The sequence below is a fragment of the Massilia sp. BGA-UO-ETr-WB1 genome, assembly GCF_059567845.1.
On sequence record NZ_JCAQOT010000021.1, the window covers coordinates 528488 to 548733 of the forward strand.

The 20246-nt window shown below is 65.7% G+C and carries 18 protein-coding genes; 2 read left to right on the top strand and 16 right to left on the bottom strand.

Going from position 1 to position 20246, the window contains the following annotated elements; all coding sequences use genetic code 11:
* Positions 1–12: 12 nt before the first annotated feature.
* The 12 genes from AC56DV_RS07075 to AC56DV_RS07130 all read right to left on the bottom strand — a co-directional run bounded on the left by AC56DV_RS07075 (position 13) and on the right by AC56DV_RS07130 (position 12944).
* Positions 13–1311, bottom strand: coding sequence for an MFS transporter (locus AC56DV_RS07075; RefSeq protein ID WP_496313581.1), 1299 nt, complete (start codon positions 1309–1311; stop codon positions 13–15).
* A gap of 213 nt (positions 1312–1524) precedes the next feature.
* Entirely contained in the window at positions 1525–2346 is an 822-nt protein-coding gene (cobA, locus tag AC56DV_RS07080; protein WP_496313582.1) for a uroporphyrinogen-III C-methyltransferase, read from the bottom strand.
* A gap of 31 nt (positions 2347–2377) precedes the next feature.
* Positions 2378–3052, bottom strand: a complete 675-nt coding sequence (locus tag AC56DV_RS07085; protein WP_496313583.1) for a methyl-accepting chemotaxis protein — start codon at positions 3050–3052, stop codon at positions 2378–2380.
* Positions 3053–3076: 24 nt separating this feature from the next.
* Positions 3077–4219, bottom strand: coding sequence for a CmpA/NrtA family ABC transporter substrate-binding protein (locus AC56DV_RS07090; protein WP_496313584.1), 1143 nt, complete (start codon positions 4217–4219; stop codon positions 3077–3079).
* A 48-nt stretch (positions 4220–4267) separates the two neighbouring features.
* Entirely contained in the window at positions 4268–4885 is a 618-nt protein-coding gene (locus AC56DV_RS07095) for an ANTAR domain-containing response regulator (RefSeq protein WP_496313585.1), read from the bottom strand.
* Positions 4886–4946: 61 nt separating this feature from the next.
* The gene (locus tag AC56DV_RS07100; protein WP_496313586.1) at positions 4947–6197 is read right to left on the bottom strand and encodes a dipeptidase; all 1251 of its coding nucleotides are present in this window, start codon (positions 6195–6197) and stop codon (positions 4947–4949) included.
* Positions 6198–6256: 59 nt separating this feature from the next.
* Positions 6257–7129 carry an ABC transporter permease gene (locus AC56DV_RS07105; protein ID WP_496313587.1) on the bottom strand — a complete coding sequence of 291 codons (873 nt, stop codon included), beginning with the start codon at positions 7127–7129 and terminating at the stop codon, positions 6257–6259.
* Positions 7126–8193: an ABC transporter ATP-binding protein gene (locus AC56DV_RS07110; protein ID WP_496313588.1), complete on the bottom strand. Its 1068-nt coding sequence runs from the start codon at positions 8191–8193 to the stop codon at positions 7126–7128. The genes AC56DV_RS07105 and AC56DV_RS07110 overlap by 4 nt, the downstream gene beginning before the upstream one ends.
* A gap of 7 nt (positions 8194–8200) precedes the next feature.
* Positions 8201–9202 (bottom strand): ABC transporter substrate-binding protein, encoded by a 1002-nt coding sequence (locus AC56DV_RS07115; RefSeq protein WP_496313589.1) that lies wholly within the window; start codon positions 9200–9202, stop codon positions 8201–8203.
* Between the two features lie 17 nt (positions 9203–9219).
* Positions 9220–10095: a TauD/TfdA dioxygenase family protein gene (locus AC56DV_RS07120; RefSeq protein ID WP_496313590.1), complete on the bottom strand. Its 876-nt coding sequence runs from the start codon at positions 10093–10095 to the stop codon at positions 9220–9222.
* A 72-nt stretch (positions 10096–10167) separates the two neighbouring features.
* Positions 10168–11703 (bottom strand): UdgX family uracil-DNA binding protein, encoded by a 1536-nt coding sequence (locus AC56DV_RS07125; RefSeq protein WP_496313591.1) that lies wholly within the window; start codon positions 11701–11703, stop codon positions 10168–10170.
* Complete coding sequence (locus AC56DV_RS07130; protein WP_496313592.1) at positions 11703–12944, bottom strand: putative DNA modification/repair radical SAM protein; 1242 nt, start codon at positions 12942–12944, stop codon at positions 11703–11705. The genes AC56DV_RS07125 and AC56DV_RS07130 overlap by 1 nt, the downstream gene beginning before the upstream one ends.
* Positions 12945–13215: 271 nt before the next feature.
* Here AC56DV_RS07130 and AC56DV_RS07135 point away from each other — a divergent pair, with 271 nt between their 5' ends.
* A complete protein-coding gene (locus tag AC56DV_RS07135) occupies positions 13216–14514 on the top strand; it encodes a TrkH family potassium uptake protein (protein ID WP_496313593.1) in 1299 nt (432 codons plus the stop codon).
* Positions 14504–15205 (top strand): potassium channel family protein, encoded by a 702-nt coding sequence (locus AC56DV_RS07140; protein ID WP_496313594.1) that lies wholly within the window; start codon positions 14504–14506, stop codon positions 15203–15205. Before AC56DV_RS07135 ends, AC56DV_RS07140 begins: the two co-directional genes overlap by 11 nt.
* Before the next feature lie 15 nt (positions 15206–15220).
* On the opposite strand, the gene can is transcribed toward AC56DV_RS07140, so the two are convergent.
* From can to grpE, 4 genes are all read right to left on the bottom strand, one after another.
* Positions 15221–15895, bottom strand: coding sequence for a carbonate dehydratase (gene can / locus AC56DV_RS07145; protein ID WP_496313595.1), 675 nt, complete (start codon positions 15893–15895; stop codon positions 15221–15223).
* Positions 15896–16043: 148 nt separating this feature from the next.
* The gene (gene dnaJ / locus AC56DV_RS07150) at positions 16044–17174 is read right to left on the bottom strand and encodes a molecular chaperone DnaJ (RefSeq protein WP_057152868.1); all 1131 of its coding nucleotides are present in this window, start codon (positions 17172–17174) and stop codon (positions 16044–16046) included.
* Positions 17175–17299: 125 nt separating this feature from the next.
* On the bottom strand, positions 17300–19249 hold the full coding sequence (gene dnaK, locus AC56DV_RS07155) for a molecular chaperone DnaK (protein ID WP_496313596.1): 1950 nt from the start codon (positions 19247–19249) through the stop codon (positions 17300–17302).
* Between the two features lie 94 nt (positions 19250–19343).
* Positions 19344–19889: a nucleotide exchange factor GrpE gene (grpE, locus tag AC56DV_RS07160; protein ID WP_496313597.1), complete on the bottom strand. Its 546-nt coding sequence runs from the start codon at positions 19887–19889 to the stop codon at positions 19344–19346.
* Positions 19890–20246 lie beyond the last annotated feature (357 nt).

The following is a 20246-nucleotide window of genomic DNA, read 5'->3' on the forward strand; positions in this document are numbered from 1 at the left end:
GCTCCTAGATTCTTAAGCTGCGGCCAGGGCCGACTCTTCAACCGCCTCGGTGCCGAAGCGCGCAGCGATGGCACACACCGCCGATGCCGCGACCAGCACGCCGAGGACGCTCAGGGTTTGCTGCACGTCGCCGCCCATGCCCTTCATCAGGAAGCCCGCCGCCACCGCGCCGACGTTGCCGCCCGCGCCGATGATGCCGGCCACGCCGCCCAGGGCGCGCTTGTCGACGAACGGCACCAGCGCGTAGGTGGCGCCGCAGGCCATGTGGGTGAACAGGCCGAACACCAGCATGGCGATCACCGCGAAGGCGACGCTGTCGGCGTTGGCGAACCACAGCAGGCCCACGCCTTCGCCGATCATCATGATGAACAGCAGCGTGACGCGGCTGTTCAGGGTGCCGCGCATGGCGGCCTTGTCGGATACCCAGCCGCCCAGGGCGCGGGCGAACAGCGCCAGCAGGCCGAAGCTGCCGGCGGCCATGCCGGCCTGGCCCAGCGACAGTTTGAAGTGGTCCACGTAGTAGACGGCGGCGATGTTGTGGATGAAGATCTCCACGCCGAAGCAGGCGCCGTAGGTGACGAACAGCAGCCACACGCGGTAGTTGGTGGCGGCCAGCTTGAAGCTGTCCCAGCCGCCTTTTTTTCCGCCTTCGATGGCGATGCCGGCGGCGCGCAGCTCGCTGTAGTTACCTTGCGGGCAGTCCTGCGTGAATTTGTAGTAGACCACGGCCATGATGAGCATCAGCACGCCCGGCACCACCAGGGCGGCGCGCCAGCCGAACTTCTCGCCCACGCCCAGCATGATCATGGCGGCCATCAGCAGCGGCATCAGCGCTTGCGCCGCGCCGCCGCCGGCATTGCCCCAGCCTGCGGCTGCCGCGTTGGCGGTGCCCACCACGTTCGGCCCGAACATCACCGAGGTGTGGTACTGGGTGATGACGAAGCTGGCGCCCACCGCGCCGATCAGCAAACGGAAAAATAAAAAGCTTTCGTAGCTCTGCGCCGCGGCCACGCCCAGCACCGGGATCGCGCCCAGCAGCAGCAGGCCGGTATAGGCTTTGCGCGGGCCGAAATGGTCGCACAGCGGGCCGATGATCAGGCGCACGACGATGGTGATGGCCACTGCGGCGATGTTGATGTTGGCGATCTGCGCCATCGTCAGGCCAAACTCTCCTTTAATAACCGGCATCAGCGGCGCGCAGGCGAACCAGGCGAAGAAGCAGATGAAGAACGCCATCCAGGTCAGGTGGAAGGCGCGCATCGGCGGCGTGGAGATCGTGAAGAGCTTGATGCTGGTAGCTTTGCTGGCCATTTTTTTATCCCGTCTAGAAAACAAAAAAGCGTCCGCGCAGCCTTGATCTAACATCAAGCTGGGCGGACGCCGTTGTCCTGCCAGTCCATCGTTAGACCAGCGCATTTGTTTGGGGGATCGCCATTGATCCTGTCCTTATCCTTTGCAAGAGGCGTGCCAGACAGGCCAGGGCGTTTACCGGGGCAGCAGGCCCGGTTTTAGTTCTGTATCGAATTAATTCAGGGTGCCGGTGGCATATTGCGGTGCAACAGCGCACTCCGATGGTGCGCGCGAACGTGCACCACCCTGTGCACCATCCTGTGCGCCCCAGGCGTCGGCGCAGCGCACCACGTCGCCCACCACGATGATGCTGGGGCTGCCCAGGCCGCTGGCGGCCAGCGCCTGCGGCAGTTCGCCCAGGGTGGTGATCAGCTGGCGCTGCGCGTCGCGGGTGGCCGACTGCACCACCGCCACCGGCGTGTCCGCGCGGGCGCCGCCCGCCATCAGGCCGGCCTGTATTGCGGCGCAGCGCGCCACGCCCATATAAATCACCAGGGTCAGGCCGCTCTGCGCCAGCGCCGGCCAGTTCGGCTCCGACCCGGCGTCCTTGCCGTGGCCAGTGACGAACACCGCGCCCTGGCTCCAGCTGCGGTGCGTGAGCGGAATGCCGATGCTGGACGGCGCGGCCAGGCCGCTGCTGATGCCGGGCACCACCTCCACTTGTATGCCGTGCGCCAGCAGCTGCGCGCGCTCCTCGCCGCCGCGCCCGAACAGGTAGGGGTCGCCGCCCTTCAGGCGCACCACGCTGTGGCCGGCGCGCGCTTCGGCGATCATCAGGCGCTCGATGAATTCCTGCGGCGTGGACTGGCAGCCGCCGCGCTTGCCCACCTGGACCACGCGCGCGTGCGGCGCGGCGCCGGCCAGGATGTCCGGGTTCACCAGGTCGTCCACCAGCAGCACGTCGGCCGCGGCGATGGCCTTGGCGGCCTTGACGGTGAGCAGTTCCGGGTCACCGGGACCGGCGCCCACCAGGGTGACTTTGCCTTGCTTGCTCATGACAGCTCCTCGTGTTGCGTACGCTTGCGCTTTATGCGCTGGCCGTGTCCAGCGCCGTTTTCACCATGTCGTCGATTTCGCCGGTGATGTTGGACAGTACGCCCGCCACCACGGCGAACTCGCGCCCGGCGAAACCGGCCCGCGCCGCCACGATGCGCGCGTTGAAGGCCACCATCTTGGCCTGCTTGGCGATGGTTTCAATTTCCGTGATCACGCCGCGCAGCTGCTTTTTCATCTGCAGCGCGTGCTTTTTGGACTGCTCTTCATAGATGGCGGTGATCTGGTTCAGCAGCGCCAGCACCGGGGTTGTCATTTCGACCAGCTGCGCCAGCAGCGCCGGGGCGCCGCGCGATTCGTCCTCGCAGGCCCGCAGGGTGCGCTCTGCCAGGTCCATGAATTCGCGGATCTGGCGGTCGCCGCCGGCGCGGCCGAAATAGACTTCCTCCAGCTCGGGACAGAAGATGCCCGGCACGGTGTCGCTGCCTTCCACCAGCGCCTGGTGCGCGCCGCGGAACAGCGCCAGCGCCTCGCGCGCGGTGGCGGCGGCGTTTTCCTGGCCCTGCCCGGCCAGCACCGCGTATAACACCAGGCGCTGCGACGTGAAGCGCCGCCAGCCGGAAAGATTGATCAAAGCGCCGAATACTTCGCCCGACAGCGCGGGCGCTTCGTTCTTGGTGGCCAGGGCGGCCGCTCCGTAATTTGCCATCTGCACCCTCTTGGTCGGTTTCTACTACTGCCTGATGCTGAAGGACGCCGCATAGCGTTCCGGGTCGCTGCCATTCCACTGTTTGCCATCCATCAGTGTGGAGCTGCGCAGGACGCCTTGCGGCACGGGTGTCTCCGTCATTTCCGCTGCTTCGCGGTATAGGTTTATCTGGTGTACTGCGCTGGCCACGGCCAGGTAGTCGGGATCGGCCTTGAGCAGGCCCCAGCGCCGTTGCTGGGTCATGAACCACATGCCGTCCGACAGGTAAGGGAAATTCACCGCGCCCTCGTGGTGGAAGCGCAGCGGGTGGGCGTCCTCCCAGCTCTTGCCCAGGCCGTCCTGGTAGTGGCCCAGGATGCGCTGGCAGATCACGTCCTTGCTGGTGTTCACGTAGGGCACGGCCGAGATGATCTCGGCCATGGCCATGCGGTTGGCGGCGCTGGCGTCTATCCAGCGGCTGGCCTCCAGCACGGCGGCGATCACCGCGCGGCAGGTGTTGGGATGCGTGCGCGCGAATTCGGCCGAAGTGGCCAGCACCTTTTCCGGGTGCTCGGGCCAGATCTGCTGGCTGGTGGCGGCGGTGATGCCGATGCCGTCCATCACGGCGCGGTGCCCCCAGGGCTCGCCGGCGCAAAAGCCGTCCATGTGGCCGGCGCCCAGGTTGGACACCATCTGCGCCGGCGGCACCGTGATCACGCGCGCGTGGCGCATCGGGTCGATGCCGTGCGCCGCCATCCAGTAATACAGCCACATGGCGTGGGTGCCGGTGGGGAAGGTCTGGGCGAAGGTGTAGGTGCGCGGCGCGCTTTGCATCAGCGCGGCCAGCGAGGCGCCGTCCACCGCGCCCTGCTCGGCCAGCCGGCGCGACAAGGTGATGGCCTGGCCGTTGCGGTTCAGATTCATCAGGATGGCCATGTCGCGCTTTTGCCAGCCGATGCCCAGCTGGGTGCCGTACACCATGCCGTACAGCGAGTGCGCCGCGTCCAGTTCCCCGGTAAGCAGCTTGTCGCGCACGCCGGCCCACGACGATTCCTTGCTCGGCACGATCTTGATGCCGTATTTTTCATCAAAGCCCAGCACCGCAGCCATGATCACGGAGGCGCAGTCGGTCAGCGGGTTGAACCCGATCCTGACCACTTGCTTTTCCGGTGCCGCATGCTTCGTCATCGCTCTTTTCCTCTACAAAAATGCACCACGCTGGTGCATGCACCAAAATTACCCCAGCAAATCCTCGACATCGAGGATGCGCTGGGCGATCTCGGCAAGCTTCAAATTCTTGTTCATGGCCATGCTGCGCAGCTTCTGGTAAGCCGCGTCCTCGGTCATGCCGTGGCGCGTCATCAGCAGCCCCTTGGCGCGGTCGATCACCTTGCGCTCGGCCAGCTTGTGGCGGGTGTCGTCCAGTTCCGCGAGCAGCTTCTGCTCCTGCTTGAAGCGCGCCAGCGCCACGTTCAGCACCGGCTTGATGCGCTCGGCCTGCAGGCCGGCCACGATATAGGCCGACACGCCGGCCGCCATCGCGGCTTCCATGCTGGAAGGGGCGTCGTCCTCGGTAAACATGACGATGGGGCGGCGCTCGTCGCGGGTGGCGATGACGATGTGCTCGAGCACGTCGCGCGCGTCCGATTCGGCGTCGATGATGATCATGTCGGGCTGCAGCAGGGCGATCTGCTCGGGCAGATGCATGTCGGCGGGAAGGGAGGCGACGATCTCGTAGCCCGCCTCCTGCAGGCCGGCGTTCAGGGCGTGCGCGCGCGTTGCCGCGTCGGCAGCCTGAACCACCACGATACGTAGATTGCGCGCCGGGGGCGCTGATTGTCGCTTGGGTGCCATCTTGGGGTGCTCTGATTCAATACCAGGTTACAAGCAAGAATCAAACCACCCCGAACGATCACTATTTTGCCGGCAGGCCGGCGATGGAGGGGGCGCGCTCTTTCTGCAGGCGGGCGGCGACCTGTTCGGCCTTGGCCAGGGCGCGGATGATATTGCCCCCGGCCAACTTGGCCAGGTCGGCGTCTTTCCAGCCGCGCTGTATCAGTTCGGCGAACAGCACCGGGTAGGTGGACACGTCATGCAAGCCCTCGGTGGTGGCGCCGCCGTCGAAATCGGCCGCGATGCCGACGTGGTCCACGCCGGCCACCTTGGCCACGTGGTCGATATGGTCGGCCACCTGCTGCAGCGTGGTTTTCGGCGCCGGGCCGGCCTGCCTGATGTAGGCCGCCTCCACCACCTTGTAGGCCGGGCTGTCGCGCTCCATGGTGCGGGTGCGCGCGATCAGGCCGTCCTTCCAGCGCATGTAGTCGGTGGAGACGAAGGCCGGCACGAAGGTCACCATCACCACGCCGCCGTTGGCCGCCATGCGGGCCAGCACGTCGTCCGGCACGTTGCGCGGATGGTCCACCAGCGCGCGGGCGCTGGAATGGGAAAAGATCACCGGCGCCTCGCTGATGTCGAGCGCCTGGCGCATCACGTCCGGGCTGGTGTGGCTCAGGTCCACCAGCATGCCGAGGCGGTTCATCTCGCGCACCACTTCCTTGCCGAAGGGGCTCAGGCCCTTGTTGCGCGGCTGGTCGAGGGCGGCGTCGGCCCAGTCCAGGGTCACGTTGTGGGTCAAGGTCATGTAGCGGGCGCCCAGGTCGTAATAGGCGCGCAGCGCGCCCAGGCTGTTCTCGATGACGTGGCCGCCCTCCATGCCGAGGAAGCTGGCCAACTTGCCTGCCTTGCGGGCCTTGGCGATGTCGGTGCTGCGGGTGGCCAGCACCAGGCGCTCGGGGTAGCGCGCGATCATGCGCTTGGCCAGGTCGATCTGCTCCAGCTGGGTGCGCGCCCAGCCCTGCTTCAATTCGCCGGGCACGAACACGCTCCAGAACTGCACCGCCACGCGGCCTTCCTTCAGGCGCGGCAAGTCGGTCTGCTGGCCGTTCAGCTTGCGCAGGTCATAGGCATCCACGTCCATCGGATGGGCTTTGTCCTCGCGTATGGTCCACGGCAGATCGTTATGGCCATCCACCAGCGGCACCTTGTCCAGCAGCGCCTTGGCATGCTTGAGCGCCTCCTCGGCCGGGGCGTCGGCCGCGTACGCGGCTCCATGGGCGGTGGCGGTGAGTCCGAGGGCGAGCAACAAAGCATAGGAAGCATGACGCATGGGAGCCTTCTCCTGAATGAGGGAACAGGCATAGTAAACAATTTTTCGCCAGCGTGTACTCAGCGTTGCATGCCCCAGCGGCGGATGGTGGCGCGTTCGAGGGTGCGGAAGACCAGGCTGTCGACCAGCAGGCCGATCAGGATCACGGCGGCCAGGCCGGCGAAGACTTTGTCCGTGTAGAGCTCATTGCGGTTCTGGAAGATGTACCAGCCCAGCCCGCCTTTGCCGGACGAGACGCCGAACACCAGCTCGGCGGCAATCAGCGTGCGCCAGGCGAAGGCCCAGCCGATCTTCAGGCCGGACACTATCGCAGGCAGCGCGGCCGGGACCAGGATCTGCACCACCAGCGGCAGGCCGCGCAGGCCGTAGTTGCGGCCGGCCATGCGCAGCGTTTCGGGCACGCCCTGGAAGCCGGCGTAGGCGCCCAGCGCCAGCGGCCATAGCACCGCGTGCACGATCACGAACAGCAGGCTGCCATTGCCCAGGCCGAACCACAGCAGCGCGAGCGGCAGCAGCGCGATGGCGGGCAAGGGGTTGAACATGGCGACCAGCGTTTCCAGCAGGTCGCGCCCGAGGCGGGTGGTGACGGCCAGCGCGGTCAGCGCGAAGGCGGCGATCACGCCCAGCACATAGCCTTGCAGCAGGATGCTGAGCGATACGCGCACGCGCTCCAGCAGTTCGCCGCTGGCGATGCCGCCGATGAAGGCTTGGGCGGTTTGCAGGAAGGTGGGCAGCAGCAGGTCGTTGTTCTGCCAGCGCGCGATGGCTTCCCATCCGGCGGCCAGCGCCAGCAGGATCAGCGCCTTGCGCAGCCAGTCCTGCTGCCACACGCGCTGCGCGAGCGGCAGCGGACGCGTGACGCTGGCCGGCGCCGGCGGCGCGGCGGCGTATTCGAATTCCTGGCGGATCGGCGGTTCCAGCAGCAGGCTCATAGCGCGAGCCTCCGGCCGATGGCGTCCACGGCGTCATAGACGTCCAGCGGCAAAGCAGGCGCTGCAGCCGTGACCGGCGCCGGCAGGCCCGCCGCGCTGGCGATCGCAATCGCGGCGGCGGAGATGGAGGTTTCGGCCGGCGCTGCGGCAACGGTGGCCGAGGCGGCGCTGTCGGACGCGGCGGATGCGTCCTCGTCGAACAGCAAACGGTGGATGCGGTTGGCGGCGGCCTGGAACTCGGGGCTGCCGGTGCTGTGCAGGCCGAACTGGTGGCTGTTCAGCTCCGCCCGCACGCGCCCCGGGTGCGGCGACAGCAGCAGGATGCGGTTGCCCACCACCAGCGCCTCTTCTATCGAGTGTGTGACGAACAGCAGCGTGAAGCGCGCCTCTTCCCACAGGCGGCCCAGCTCTTCCTGCATCTTGCGGCGCGTGAGCGCATCCAGCGCGGCGAAGGGCTCGTCCATCAGCAGCACCTCCGGCTGCATGGCCAGCGCGCGCGCAATCGCCACGCGCTGCTTCATGCCGCCGGACAGCGTGTGCGGATACGCGTCCGCAAAACCGGCCAGGCCCACCTTGGCGATCCAGTGCATGGCGCGTTCCTCGGCCTCGTTGCGCTTCAGCTTGCGGGAAGCCAGCAGCGGGAACATGACGTTCTGCTTCACGGTCTTCCACGGCGGCAGCTGGTCGAACTCCTGGAACACGGCCACGCGGTCCGGCCCCGGTCCCTGCACCGCCTGCCCGTTAAGGCTGATGCTGCCCGCGCTCGGCGCGAGGAAGCCGCCGGCCGCCTTCAGCAGCGACGACTTGCCGCAGCCCGATGGCCCAAGCAGCACAAAGCGGTCGCCGCGATACACGTCGAAGCTGACGTCGTGCGTGGCGCGCACCGTGTGCGCCCGGCTGCGGTACTCGAGGCTGACGCCCTCGGCGCGCAGCAGCGGCTGCACTGCGGGCTGCGCGGCGGGCTGCACGCTGGAGTGCGCGGTGGACTGCGCAGTGGACTGATGCCCGGCGGATGGCAGCGTGTGCCATTTCGGCACGGCGTGCAATTGCGGCTGCTGGCTCATGGTCGTCCTATCCGCCCTGGCCGATGGCCGGGTCTTCAAAGAAGTAGTCGCGCCAGCTGGCAGGCTGGTTCTTCAGCACGCCCACGCGGTGCAGGAACTGCGCCAGCCCGTAGGTGTTCTGCGGCGCCACCTTGAACTGCACCTGCGGGTTCTTGATAATCTTCAGCAGCAGCGCGCGGTCCACCTTGCTCTTGCTCACGCGCAGATACGCATCCGCCGCGCCCTCCGGATTGGCGGTCGCGAACTGCGCCGCCTCCGCCAGCGCGGCCGTGAAAGCGCGGTAGGTCTTGGGATTCTCGTTGCGGTACTTCTCGGTGGCGTACAGCACCGTCGACGAACTCGGGCCGCCCAGCACATCATAGGAATTGAGCACGATGCGCGCGTTCGGATTCTGCGCCAGCTCCTGCTCCTGGTAAGGCGAATTGCCGAAGTGCGCGTTGATCTCCGTGCCGCCCGCGATCACCGCCGCCGCCGCGTCCGGATGCGGCAGCGTTTGCGTGAGCTTGTCCAGGCGGTTGAACTCCTTGTCGCCCCACTGCTTGGCCACCGCCATCTGCAGGATGCGCGACTGCACCGACACGCCCACCGCCGGCAGGCCGATGCGGTCCTTCTCGGTGAAGTCGGCGATGGTCTTCACCTTGGGGTTGTTGCTGACCAGGTAGTAGGGGAAGTTCCCCAGCGACGCCACGCCGCGCACGTTCTGCTTGCCGTTGGTGCGGTCCCAAATCGTCAGCAGCGGGCCCACTCCCGCGCTGGCGATATCGATGCTGCCGGACAGCAGTGCGTCGTTGATGGCGGCGCCGCCGGAGAGCAGCGTGCGCTCCACGGCGATATCCACGCCCAGCTGCTTGCCGTGCTTTTCAATCAGCTTCTGGTCCTGCGCAATGTTCAGCAGCAGATAGGTGACGCCGTACTGCTCGGCGATGCGGATGCGGCCTTCGGCCTGCGCCTGCGCGCTCAGGCCCAGCGCGGCGGCGGCGGCGGCGGCGATGAACTTCAATTTACTCATGCTTGCTCCAGGTATGGTCAGAACGGGACGTCGCCCTCGATGGTGGTGCGGTACAGTTTGCGGCGCATGTGCGCCGGACAGCCGGCCGCCAGGTGCATCAGCGAGCGGTTGTCCCAGAACACCATGTCGTGCGGGCGCCACTGGTGGCGGTAGATGTGTTCCGGCTTGACGCTGTGCGCGAACAGCTCCGCCAGCAGGGCCCTGCTCTCGTCCTCCGGCAAACCCACGATGCGCGTCGTGAAGTGCTCGCTGACGAACAGCGCGCGGCGGCCCGTCTCCGGGTGCACGCGCACCACCGGCTGCAGCACCGGTTTGACTTCATCGATCTGTTCCTGCGTCAGCTGCGGGCGGAAGGGATTGCGGCGCCGCAGCTCCTCGTACTGCGCCAGATAGCTGTGCTCCGCGCGCAGGCCCTGGACGGCGCGGCGCAAGGCCACCGGCAGCGTTTCGTAGGCCAGGTGCATATTGGCGAACAGCGTGTCGCCGCCCTCCTCCGGCAGCTCCTGCGCGTGCAGCATGGAGCCCAGGCTAGGCTTGTCCTTGTACGACAGGTCCGAATGCCAGAAGTGGCCCGCGTCGCCCAGCCCTGTGGGCTGGCCGTTCTCGATGATATTGGAAATGACCAGCACCTCGGGCGCCTCGGCCAGCTGGAAATTGCGCAGCACGTGGATCTGCAGCGGGCCGAAGCGGCGGCTGAACGCCACCTGCTGTTGCGGCGTGATGCGCTGGTCGCGGAACACCAGCACGTGGTGGTCCAGGTGCGCGCGGTGCAGGCGCTGGAAGTCGCGGTTGCCGAGCGGTTGCGACAGATCCAGCTGCGTCACTTCCGCCCCGAGCGGCGCGTCGAAAACCTTGATGTCGAAAGTTTGAAGGGGACTGAGAACGGCAGACATGGCACTGGTCCTTGCGTTGAATATGCCCCCAGTCTATGCCGCTCCCTTCATGAAGAAAACGAAGCTTATCGGCTATTCATATGCGATTTTCGCAGCGGCGCGCAGCGCGGCGACCATGGCGGCGAGGGCGCGGTCTTTTTCGTCGGCGCCGGGGACGCGCAGCACGAAGGCGGGGTGGTAGGTGGCCACCACCCAGCGGCCTGCATGCTGCACCGGCTGATCCATGTAGTCTTTCAGCGCGGCGTGGCTGTCTTCGAGCACGGCTTTCAGCGCGGTGCTGCCCAGCGCGACCACCACTTGCGGGGCGACCTGCTCCAGCTCGCCCTCCAGCCAGTAATGGCAGGCCAGGATCTCCTTCTGCGCCGGGGTCTTGTGCAGGCGGCGCTTGCCGCGCGGTTCCCATTTGAAGTGCTTGACGGCGTTGGTGACGTAGACCTTGCCGCGCTCCACGCCGGCCTGCGCCAGCGCGCGGTCGAGCAGCGCGCCGGCCGGGCCGACGAAGGGGTGGCCCTGTAGATCCTCCTGGTCGCCGGGCTGCTCGCCCACCAGCATGATGCGCGCCTTCCGCGCGCCCTCCCCCGGCACGGCTTGCGTGGCGTGCTCCCACAGCTCGCAGCGGCGGCATTCGTCCAGCGTGTGCGGCTGCTGGCGCCCGGGCTGCGCTTTCTCGGGCGCGATGGGGATGGTGGCGCCGCTGCGGCGGCCCACGGCGCTGGCCTGCCCCACGCGGCGCGCGCCGGCGGCGGCTTGCGACACCATCTCTGGCACCAGCGCCGCTTCCGGCATGTTCTTCCAGAAGCGCGAACGCACATGGCCATGCATCACGTCCGGGTTCAGGCGCGCGGGGTTGAAGATGCTGCGGTAGTAGGTGAGCCACAGCGCTTCGCCGGCGTCCTCGATGTCGGCGGGGCCGCGCGCGAGCGGGCCGGTGGCGTGCAGCGCGGCGCCGTCCCACAGCACGGTGGCCTCCGGCGTGGCGATGAGCCAGGTGGCGCGGCCCATGCGGGCGGCGAAATGCTGCGCCACCTGCGGCAGCACGTCGTGCGCGGGCTCGAACCAGGCAACGAAGCGCGGCGCGCCCTCGCCCGCCGGCCGTTCGCGGAAGCGCAAATAGGCGTGCATGTCGTGTTCTTCGCGGCGCACGGCGCGCGCCATGCCGTGCAAGCGGTTGCCGTCTTCGTCTGCCATCGACATCACCTCCCGCTGGCCTTGCTGCCAGCGCCACAGGATCTTGTACAGGAAGGCCCAGCGGTCTTCCGCGCGATAGCAGGCGGCCCTTTGCAGCAGCTCCATCAGCTCGCGCGGAATGCGCATGGCGGGCAAGGCGGAGTCGGCAGGCGATGCGGACGATGCGCACGCAGCGGGCGCCGCGGTAACCGAGGCGGCGGCAACGCCAACAGCTGCGCGCGTTATCGCGGGCGCAACGGGCTGATCGGCAGTACCGGGCACGGGAGCCGGGCCGGCCACGGCGCCGAATAAGTCGCCGCCGCCTCCAGGTGAGCTCCATTGTACGGATTCGGGCGGCACGCGGCGCACGATCAGCCGGCGCGCCGCCGCGCGCCACTCGTCGAAGCCGGCCACAACAATGGGTTGAGCGAAACCGGCCATTACGCCGCCTGCAGCTCCGGCCACAGATTCATTTGCTGCGGCGCCTCGGCCATGGCGCGGCGCAACGTCTCAGACGGGGTGCTGTCGCGCGCCGGCGCGTAGTCGGCCACGATGATGAAGGGGGCGATCTTTTTCATGCTGCACCGCAGCCGCGACAGGTCGGCGTAGCGCACCCGCCGCAGGCGCCGCAGCTCGACGATGCGCTGCGCGTTGCGCAGGCCGATGCCGGGCACGCGCGCGATCATGGCCAGGTCGGCGCGGTTCAGGTCCATCGGAAAATGCTCGCGGTTGGCCAGCGCCCAGGCCAGCTTGGGGTCGATGTCCAGCGCCAGGTTGCTGGGCTGCATGCCGTCTCCGGGCAGCAGTTCGCTGACCTGGAAGCCGTAGCTGCGCAGCAGGAAGTCGGCCTGGTACAGGCGGTGCTCGCGCTGCATGGGGGGCGGCGCCAGCGGCACGCTTTTCGGGCTGTCCGGGATCGGGCTGAAGGCCGAGTAGTACACGCGCTTGAGCTTGTAGCTGCTGTACAGCGTTTCGGCCGTGCCCAGGATGTGCTTGTCGTCGCTGGCGTCGGCGCCGACGATCATCTGCGTGCTCTGCCCAGCCGGGGCGAAGGCGGGCGCTTTCGGCTCTTCGGCCTTTTCGTCCAGCCGCAGGCGGATGGCGCCCATGGCCAGCTTGATGGTTTGCACGTTTTTCTCCGGCGCCAGGCGCGCGATGCTGTCCTGCGACGGCAGCTCGATGTTCACGCTGAGCCGGTCGGCGTGGCGGCCGGCGGCGGCGATCAGGGCGGGATCGGCGTCGGGGATGGTTTTCAGGTGGATGTAGCCGCGGAACTGGTGCGTTTCGCGCAGCTCGCGGGCGATGGCCACCAGCTGCTCCATGGTGTAGTCGGCCGACTGGATGATGCCGCTGCTGAGGAACAGGCCGTCGATGTAGTTGCGCAGGTAAAAATCGACCGTGAGCTTGACCACTTCCTGCACCGTGAAGCGGGCGCGCGGCACGTTGGAGGTGCGGCGGTTGACGCAGTACTGGCAGTCGTAGATGCAGAAATTGGTGAGCAGGATTTTCAGCAGCGAGACGCAACGGCCGTCCGGCGTGTAGCTGTGGCAGATGCCCATGCCGGTGCTGGCGCCCAGGCCGTCCTTGCCGACGGAGTTGCGCCTGGGCGCCCCGCTGCTGGCGCAGGAGGCGTCGTACTTCGCGGCGTCGGCCAGGATTTCAAGCTTGTCGGTGAGCTCCATTTGCTGCCCTCGATACTGTATATAAACACAGTATAGCGCAGGCAGGCACGGAGCGCCGAATATCGGCGGGTCAAGCGCGGGTCAGCGGCGGGCTTGGCGACGGTGGCGCATCGGCGCGGCGGGCACTGGACAGACAGCGCAAGCCTGCGCCAAAGCGCCATAGTACAATCCCGGGCGACACCGGCGCTCGCTGGCCGCGCCGCTGCTGGCCCCACTGCTAGGCAAACCAACAACAATGATAAGACAACGTCTGTTACACCCTGCAAGAGCAGTGGCATTCGCATTTCTGCTGGCGATTGTTGTCGGCACGCTACTGCTGATGATGCCGGTCTGCCGCGCCGGGGCGGAAGCGGCACCATTGCTTGTCGCGCTGTTCACCTCGGTCTCCGCTGTGTGCGTGACAGGACTGGCGGTGGTCGACACAGGCAGCTACTGGTCGCCGTTCGGGCAAGGCGTAGTCATGCTGCTGTTCCAGGTTGGCGGCTTCGGGATGATGACGGCAGCGACCCTGATGGGCCTGATGGTCAACCGCTCGCCGCGGCTGCGGCTAAAGCTCATTACGCAAACGGAAACCCATTCGCTGGGTCTGGGCGACGTCGCCGGCGTGGCCAAGCTGGTGCTGGCCGTGACCGTCGCCTCGGAGTTGATCCTGGCGCTGGTGCTGGCCCTGCGCTTCCACTTCCGCTATGGCTTGGGCTGGGGCGAAGCGGCATGGAGCGGGCTGTTCCACTCGGTCTCCGCCTTCAACAATGCCGGCTTTTCGATCCACCCGGACAGCGTGATGCGGTATGCCCCGGACGCCCTGATACTGCTGCCGTTGATGCTTGCCATCTTTCTCGGGGGCATAGGTTTTCCCGTCCTGTTCGACTTGCGCGACAAGATACGCTCGCCGCGCAGCTGGTCGCTGCACACCAAGCTGACCCTGCTTGGCAGCCTCATCCTGCTGTTGCTGGGGTTCTGCGGCGTGCTGTACTTCGAGTGGAGCAATGCCGGCACGCTGGGCGCCATGGCGCCTCCCGACAAGATCCTGTCTGCCGCGTTCACGTCGGTGTCAGCGCGCACCGCCGGGTTCAACTCGATCGACCTGGCCCTGGCGAGCCGGGAGACGTGGGCGCTGCACTATCTGCTCATGTTCGTCGGCGCCGGCAGCGCCGGCACGGCCGGCGGCGTCAAAGTGGGCACCGTGGCGATCCTGTTCCTGCTGGTACTGGCCGAAATCCGCGGCAATCCGGACAGCGAAGCCTTCGGCAGGCGCGTGGGCGCCTCCGCGCAGCGCCAGGCCATCACGGTCCTGGTGCTTGGCAGTATCATGGTTGTCATCGGCACCATGGTACTGCTGCAGGTGAGCCAGGCATCGACCGACCGCATCATTTTCGAAGTCATCTCCGCTTTCGGCACGGTGGGACTGTCCACCGGCATCACCGCCGAGCTGCCGGCAGCGGGGCAGATCATGCTGATCATCCTGATGTACCTGGGACGAATAGGCACCATAACCTTGGCAACGTCGCTGGTATTGGGCGAACGGCGCATGCCATACCGCTATCCTGAGGAGCATCCAATTGTTGGGTAGAATTTTCACAGAGCAGTTCGCGTTTTCTTCCGGCGACAGCGTACTGGTGATCGGCCTGGGCCGGTTCGGCAGTTCCGTGGCCCAGTCCCTGATCAGGCTGGGCCACGATGTCATGGGCATCGACAAGGACAGCGAGCGGGTCCAGCTATGGGCGGACAAGCTCACGCACGCGGTCCAGGCCGATTCGACCAAGGAAAGCGTCATGCTGCAGCTGGGCGCCGCCGACTTCGCGCACGCCATCGTGGCGATAGGCGGGGACATCGCGGCCAGCCTGCTGACCCTGATGGTGCTCACCGAACTGGGCATCAAGGACATCTGGGTCAAGGCGCTCGACCAGGACCACGGCCAGCTGGCCAAGCGCATGGGCGCCCACCACGTGATTACACCCGAGGCCGACATGGGCGAACGGGTGGCCCACCTGATCACCGGGCGACTGATCGACTTCATCGAATTTGACGACGGCTTCGCCATTGCCAAGATTCACGCGCCACCCCAAACGTTCAACAAGACGCTGCGGGAGTCGGCGGTGCGGGAACAGTACGGCGTAACCGTGGTGGGCGTGAAGCGCGCCCACACGGATTTTCAGCATGCCACCCCCGAGACCGACGTGCAAGCCGCCGATCTGCTGATCGTCTCGGGGCCGACCCGGAAGATCGAACTGTTCGCGAGCGGCTCCACGAAACGCAAGTAGCCGCCCTGCGGGACCTTACGAGATGGCAGCGTATTTGCCGAGGCGGCTGGCCAGGCGGCCGGCCAGTTCGTGGCCGGCGCTGACGGTCATTTCCAGGTCGTGCAGATGGCCATCCTTCAGGCCGTACACCCAGCCGTGCACGGTCAGCGGCTGGCCGCGGTCCCACGCGTCCTGCACGATGGTGGTCTGGCACACGTTGACCACTTGCTCCACCACGTTCAGCTCGCACATGCGCTCGGCACGTTCGCGCGAGGGCAGCACGTCGCCCAGGTAGCGCTCGTGCTTCTGGGCCACGTCGTTCACATGGCGCAGCCAGTTGTCGACCAGGCCGACGCGGGTGCCGGTCATGGCGGCGTGCACGCCCTTGCAGCCGTAGTGGCCGACGACAATGACGTGCTTCACTTTCAGCACTTCGATGGCGAACTGCAGCACCGACAGGCAGTTCAGGTCGGAGTGCACCACCACGTTGGCGATGTTGCGGTGGACGAACACGTCGCCGGGAGCCAGGCCCAGCAGCTCGTTGGCGGGCACGCGGCTGTCCGAACAGCCGATCCACAGGTATTCCGGCGAGGCTTGCTGCTCCAGGCGCTTGAAGAATTCAGGATCGCGCTGGACCATGGAATCGGCCCAGGCGCGGTTGTTGACCAGCAGGTCCGCCAACGGGGAGCCGCTTACGTTTTGTTCACTCATATGTCCTCTCATACGTGCGAAGACCGCCCGTTTGCCGGGGTGGCAAGGGGCGGTCCGGGATAGTGCTATGTTACCTGATTTGGTGCGGCGCATCATCTGCGCCAGGCAATGACGCTTATTGCAGCCTTATTGCCAACTTCTTGCCGACTTACTCGAAGAAGTCCTTCACCTTGTCGCGCCAGGTCTTGCTTTGCGGGCTGTGCTTGGAGCCGCCCTCCACCGTGGCGCGGTCGAACTCGCGCAGCAGTTCCTTCTGCTTGTCGGTCAGCTTGACCGGCGTTTCCACGGCCACGTGGCAGAACAGGTCGCCCGGATAGCCGGAACGCACGCCCTTGATGCCCTTGCCCTTCAGGCGGAAGGTCTTGCCCGACTGGGTGCCCTCGGGAATGGTGAACGACACCTTGCCCGACAGCGTAGGCACTTCGATTTCACCGCCCAGCGCCGCGCGCGCGAACGAGATCGGCATTTCGCAATGCAGGTCGTCGCCCTCGCGCTGGAACACCGCGTGCTGCTTGATGTGGATTTCCACGTACAGGTCGCCCGGCGGCCCGCCGTTGGTGCCCGGCTCGCCGTTGCCGGACGAGCGGATGCGCATGCCGTTGTCGATGCCGACCGGGATCTTCACTTCCAGCGTCTTGTTGCGCTTGATGCGGCCGGCGCCGCCGCAAGGCGAGCAAGGGTCGGTGATGATCTTGCCGGTGCCGTGGCATTTCGGGCAGGTCTGCTGGATGCTGAAGAAGCCCTGCTGCATGCGCACCTGGCCGTGGCCGCCGCAGGTCGAGCACGTCACCGGCGCGGTGCCCGGCTTGGCGCCGGAACCGTGGCAGGTGTCGCACTTGTCCCAGGACGGCACGCGGATGGTGGTGTCGAAGCCGTGCGCGGCCTGCTCCAGCGTGATTTCCAGGTTGTAGCGCAAGTCCGCGCCGCGGTAGACCTGCGGGCCGGAACTGCGGCCGCGGCCGCCGCCGCCGAAGATGTCGCCGAAAATGTCGCCGAAGGCATCGCCGAAGCCGCCCGCGCCGAAACCGCCGCCGCCGCCGCCGCCCATGTTCGGGTCCACGCCGGCGTGACCGTAGCGGTCGTACGCTTCGCGCTTTTCGGGGTTGGTCAGCATCTCGTAGGCCTCTTTGACCTCCTTGAACTTCTCTTCCGATTCCTTGCTGTCCGGATTGCGGTCCGGATGGTATTTCATCGCCAGTTTGCGATAGGACTTCTTGATCTCGTCTTCGGACGCATTCTTTGCGACCCCGAGGATCTCGTAAAAATCACGCTTTGCCATGTTGTAGGCACCTTGCTGTATTTACTGGTACTGATTATGCGAAAAAGCCGAGCCGGCCCCTTTGCAGGGATGCACGGCTCGGCGTCAGTCTTGCGGCCGCAGCCGGGGACTCTGAGGGACGCTAATTACTTGCTGTCTTTGACTTCTTTGAAGTCGGCGTCCACCACGTCGTCCTGCTGCGCTTTGGACTCTTGCTGGCCGCCGGCCTGCTGCTGGCCGCCCTCGGCGCCCGCGGCGCCGGCTTGCTGCGCCTGCATGTCGGCGTACATCTTCTCGCCCAGTTTCTGCGACGCGGTCGACAGCGCTGCCACTTTGGCGTCGATGTCGGCCTTGTCGCCGGCCTTGATCGAGCCTTCCAGCTCGGTGATGGCCGCTTCGATCTTCTCTTTCTCGCCCGCTTCCAGCTTGTCGCCGTATTCGGTCAGCGACTTGCGGGTCGAGTGCACCAGCGCGTCGGCCTGGTTGCGCGACTCGGCCAGTTCCTTGACCTTCTTGTCTTCTTCCGCGTTCAGCTCGGCGTCCTTCACCATCTTCTGGATCTCGTCCTCGGTCAGACCCGAGTTCGCCTTGATGGTGATCTTGTTTTCCTTGCCGGTGGCCTTGTCCTTGGCGCCCACGTGCAGAATGCCGTTGGCGTCGATGTCGAAGGTCACTTCAATCTGCGGCGTGCCGCGCGATGCCGGCGGGATGCCTTCCAGGTTGAATTCGCCCAGGCCCTTGTTGCCGGCCGCGATTTCGCGCTCGCCCTGGTAGACCTTGATGGTCACCGCAGGCTGGTTGTCGTCGGCGGTGGAGAACACTTGCGAGAACTTGGTCGGAATCGTGGTGTTCTTGTGGATCATCTTGGTCATCACGCCGCCCAGGGTTTCGATGCCCAGCGACAGCGGGGTCACGTCCAGCAGCAGCAAGTCCTTGCGGTCGCCCGACAGCACCGAGCCCTGGATCGCGGCGCCCACGGCCACGGCTTCGTCCGGGTTGACGTCCTTGCGCGGATCCTTGCCGAAGAACTCTTTGACCTTTTCCTGCACCTTGGGCATACGGGTCATGCCGCCGACCAGGATGATGTCGTCGATGTCCGATACTTTCACACCGGCATCCTTGATGGCGGTGCGGCATGGCTCGATGGTGGCGTTGATCAGCTCTTCCACCAGCGATTCCAGCTTGGCGCGGGTCATCTTCAGGTTCAGGTGGACCGGCGCGCCGTTCGCCATGGCGATGTACGGCTCGTTGATTTCGGTCTGCTGCGACGACGACAGTTCGATCTTGGCGCGCTCGGCCGAAGCCTTGATGCGCTGCAGGGCGATCGGATCCTTTTTCAGGTCCAGGCCGTTGATCTTCTTGAATTCGTCGATGATGTAGTCGATCACGCGCTGGTCGAAGTCTTCGCCGCCCAGGAAGGTGTCGCCGTTGGTCGACAGCACTTCGAACTGCTTCTCGCCGTCCACGTCCGCGATTTCAATGATGGACACGTCGAAGGTGCCGCCGCCCAGGTCGTACACGGCGATCTTGCGGTCGCCCTTGTCGGTCTTGTCCAGGCCGAAGGCCAGTGCGGCCGCGGTCGGTTCGTTGATGATGCGCTTGACGTCCAGGCCGGCGATGCGGCCGGCGTCCTTGGTGGCCTGGCGCTGCGAGTCGTTGAAGTAGGCAGGCACGGTGATCACGGCTTCGGTGACTTCTTCACCGAGGTAGTCTTCCGCCGTTTTCTTCATCTTGCGCAGCACTTCGGCCGAGATCTGCGGCGGCGCCAGTTTCTTGTCGCGCACGCCGATCCACGCATCGCCGTTGTCGGCTTTGGTGATCTGGTAAGGCATCAGCGCGATGTCCTTCTGCACTTCTTTTTCTTCGAATTTGCGGCCGATCAGGCGCTTCACCGCGAACAGGGTGTTCTTCGGGTTGGTGACCGCCTGGCGCTTGGCCGGCGCGCCGACCAGGATTTCGCCGTCATCTTGGTAAGCAATGATCGATGGCGTGGTACGCGCGCCTTCCGCGTTCTCGATTACCTTAGGCTGACCGTTTTCCATGATGGAAACGCAGGAGTTGGTGGTTCCCAGGTCAATACCGATAATTTTGCCCATGATTTATTTTCCTTGTTTGCTAAGTTTCAGATGCTTCTTATATGTGGGAAATGCTGTGTGATTTCAAGTGCTTGCGCTGAGCAACTCTTACTATTTACTTCGCCTGCGCAGCGGTCACGATGGCCGGACGCAGCAGGCGGTCGGCGATCATATAACCCTTTTGCAGCACCGACACCACGGTGTTGGCTTCCTGCTCGGCCGGCACGACTGCCACGGCCTGGTGCTTGTTCGGGTCCAGCTTGTCGCCCTGCAGCGGCATGATTTCCAGCAGGCGATTCTTTTCGAAGGCCGAATTGAGCTGTTTCAGCGTCATTTCCACGCCTTCCTTCAGCGATTCCAGGGTCGGCGCTTCCACTTTCAGCGCCATTTCCAGGCTGTCCTTCACCGGCACCATGGCCTCGGCGAAGCTCTCGACGGCGAACTTGTGCGCCTTGGCGACATCTTCCTGGGCGCGGCGGCGGATGTTTTCACCGTCGGCCTTGGCGCGCATGAAGGCGTCGTGCATTTCAGCCAGGCGCGCCTCGGTGGCGGCCAGCTGCTCTTCCAGCGAAGGAGCGGCGCCGTCGGCGGGAGTCGATGGCTGCGCCGGCGCTGCTTCCGCCTCGGGATTAGGGACTGCTTGATTTTCCTGATCTTGCATCTGAAAGACTCCTACAAATCGTGTGTTAGACATTACTTGATACGGCACGGGCAGCAAGTGGGGCTATAACCTACCTTTTCAAGGGTTATTCGCGCGGCGTTGCGTGCAGTAGCCGCAGCGCCGTTACAAACTGACTCACAAGAGAGATATTTTTCCGCACCGCAGCAGCTACTATGTAATTAATGGAGGACGTGGACGGCGCCGCCGTCCATCCAACCGTACAGCGTGGGGAGCGCATCATGAAGTTGCCACTCATCGCAGCGTCCATCGTGGCCTACATCGTTCTGGCCGTCGCCTGGATCTGCTACTCCGAATTACTACAGTAGTTGCCGCCCGAAGACCGGGTATTGTAACAGG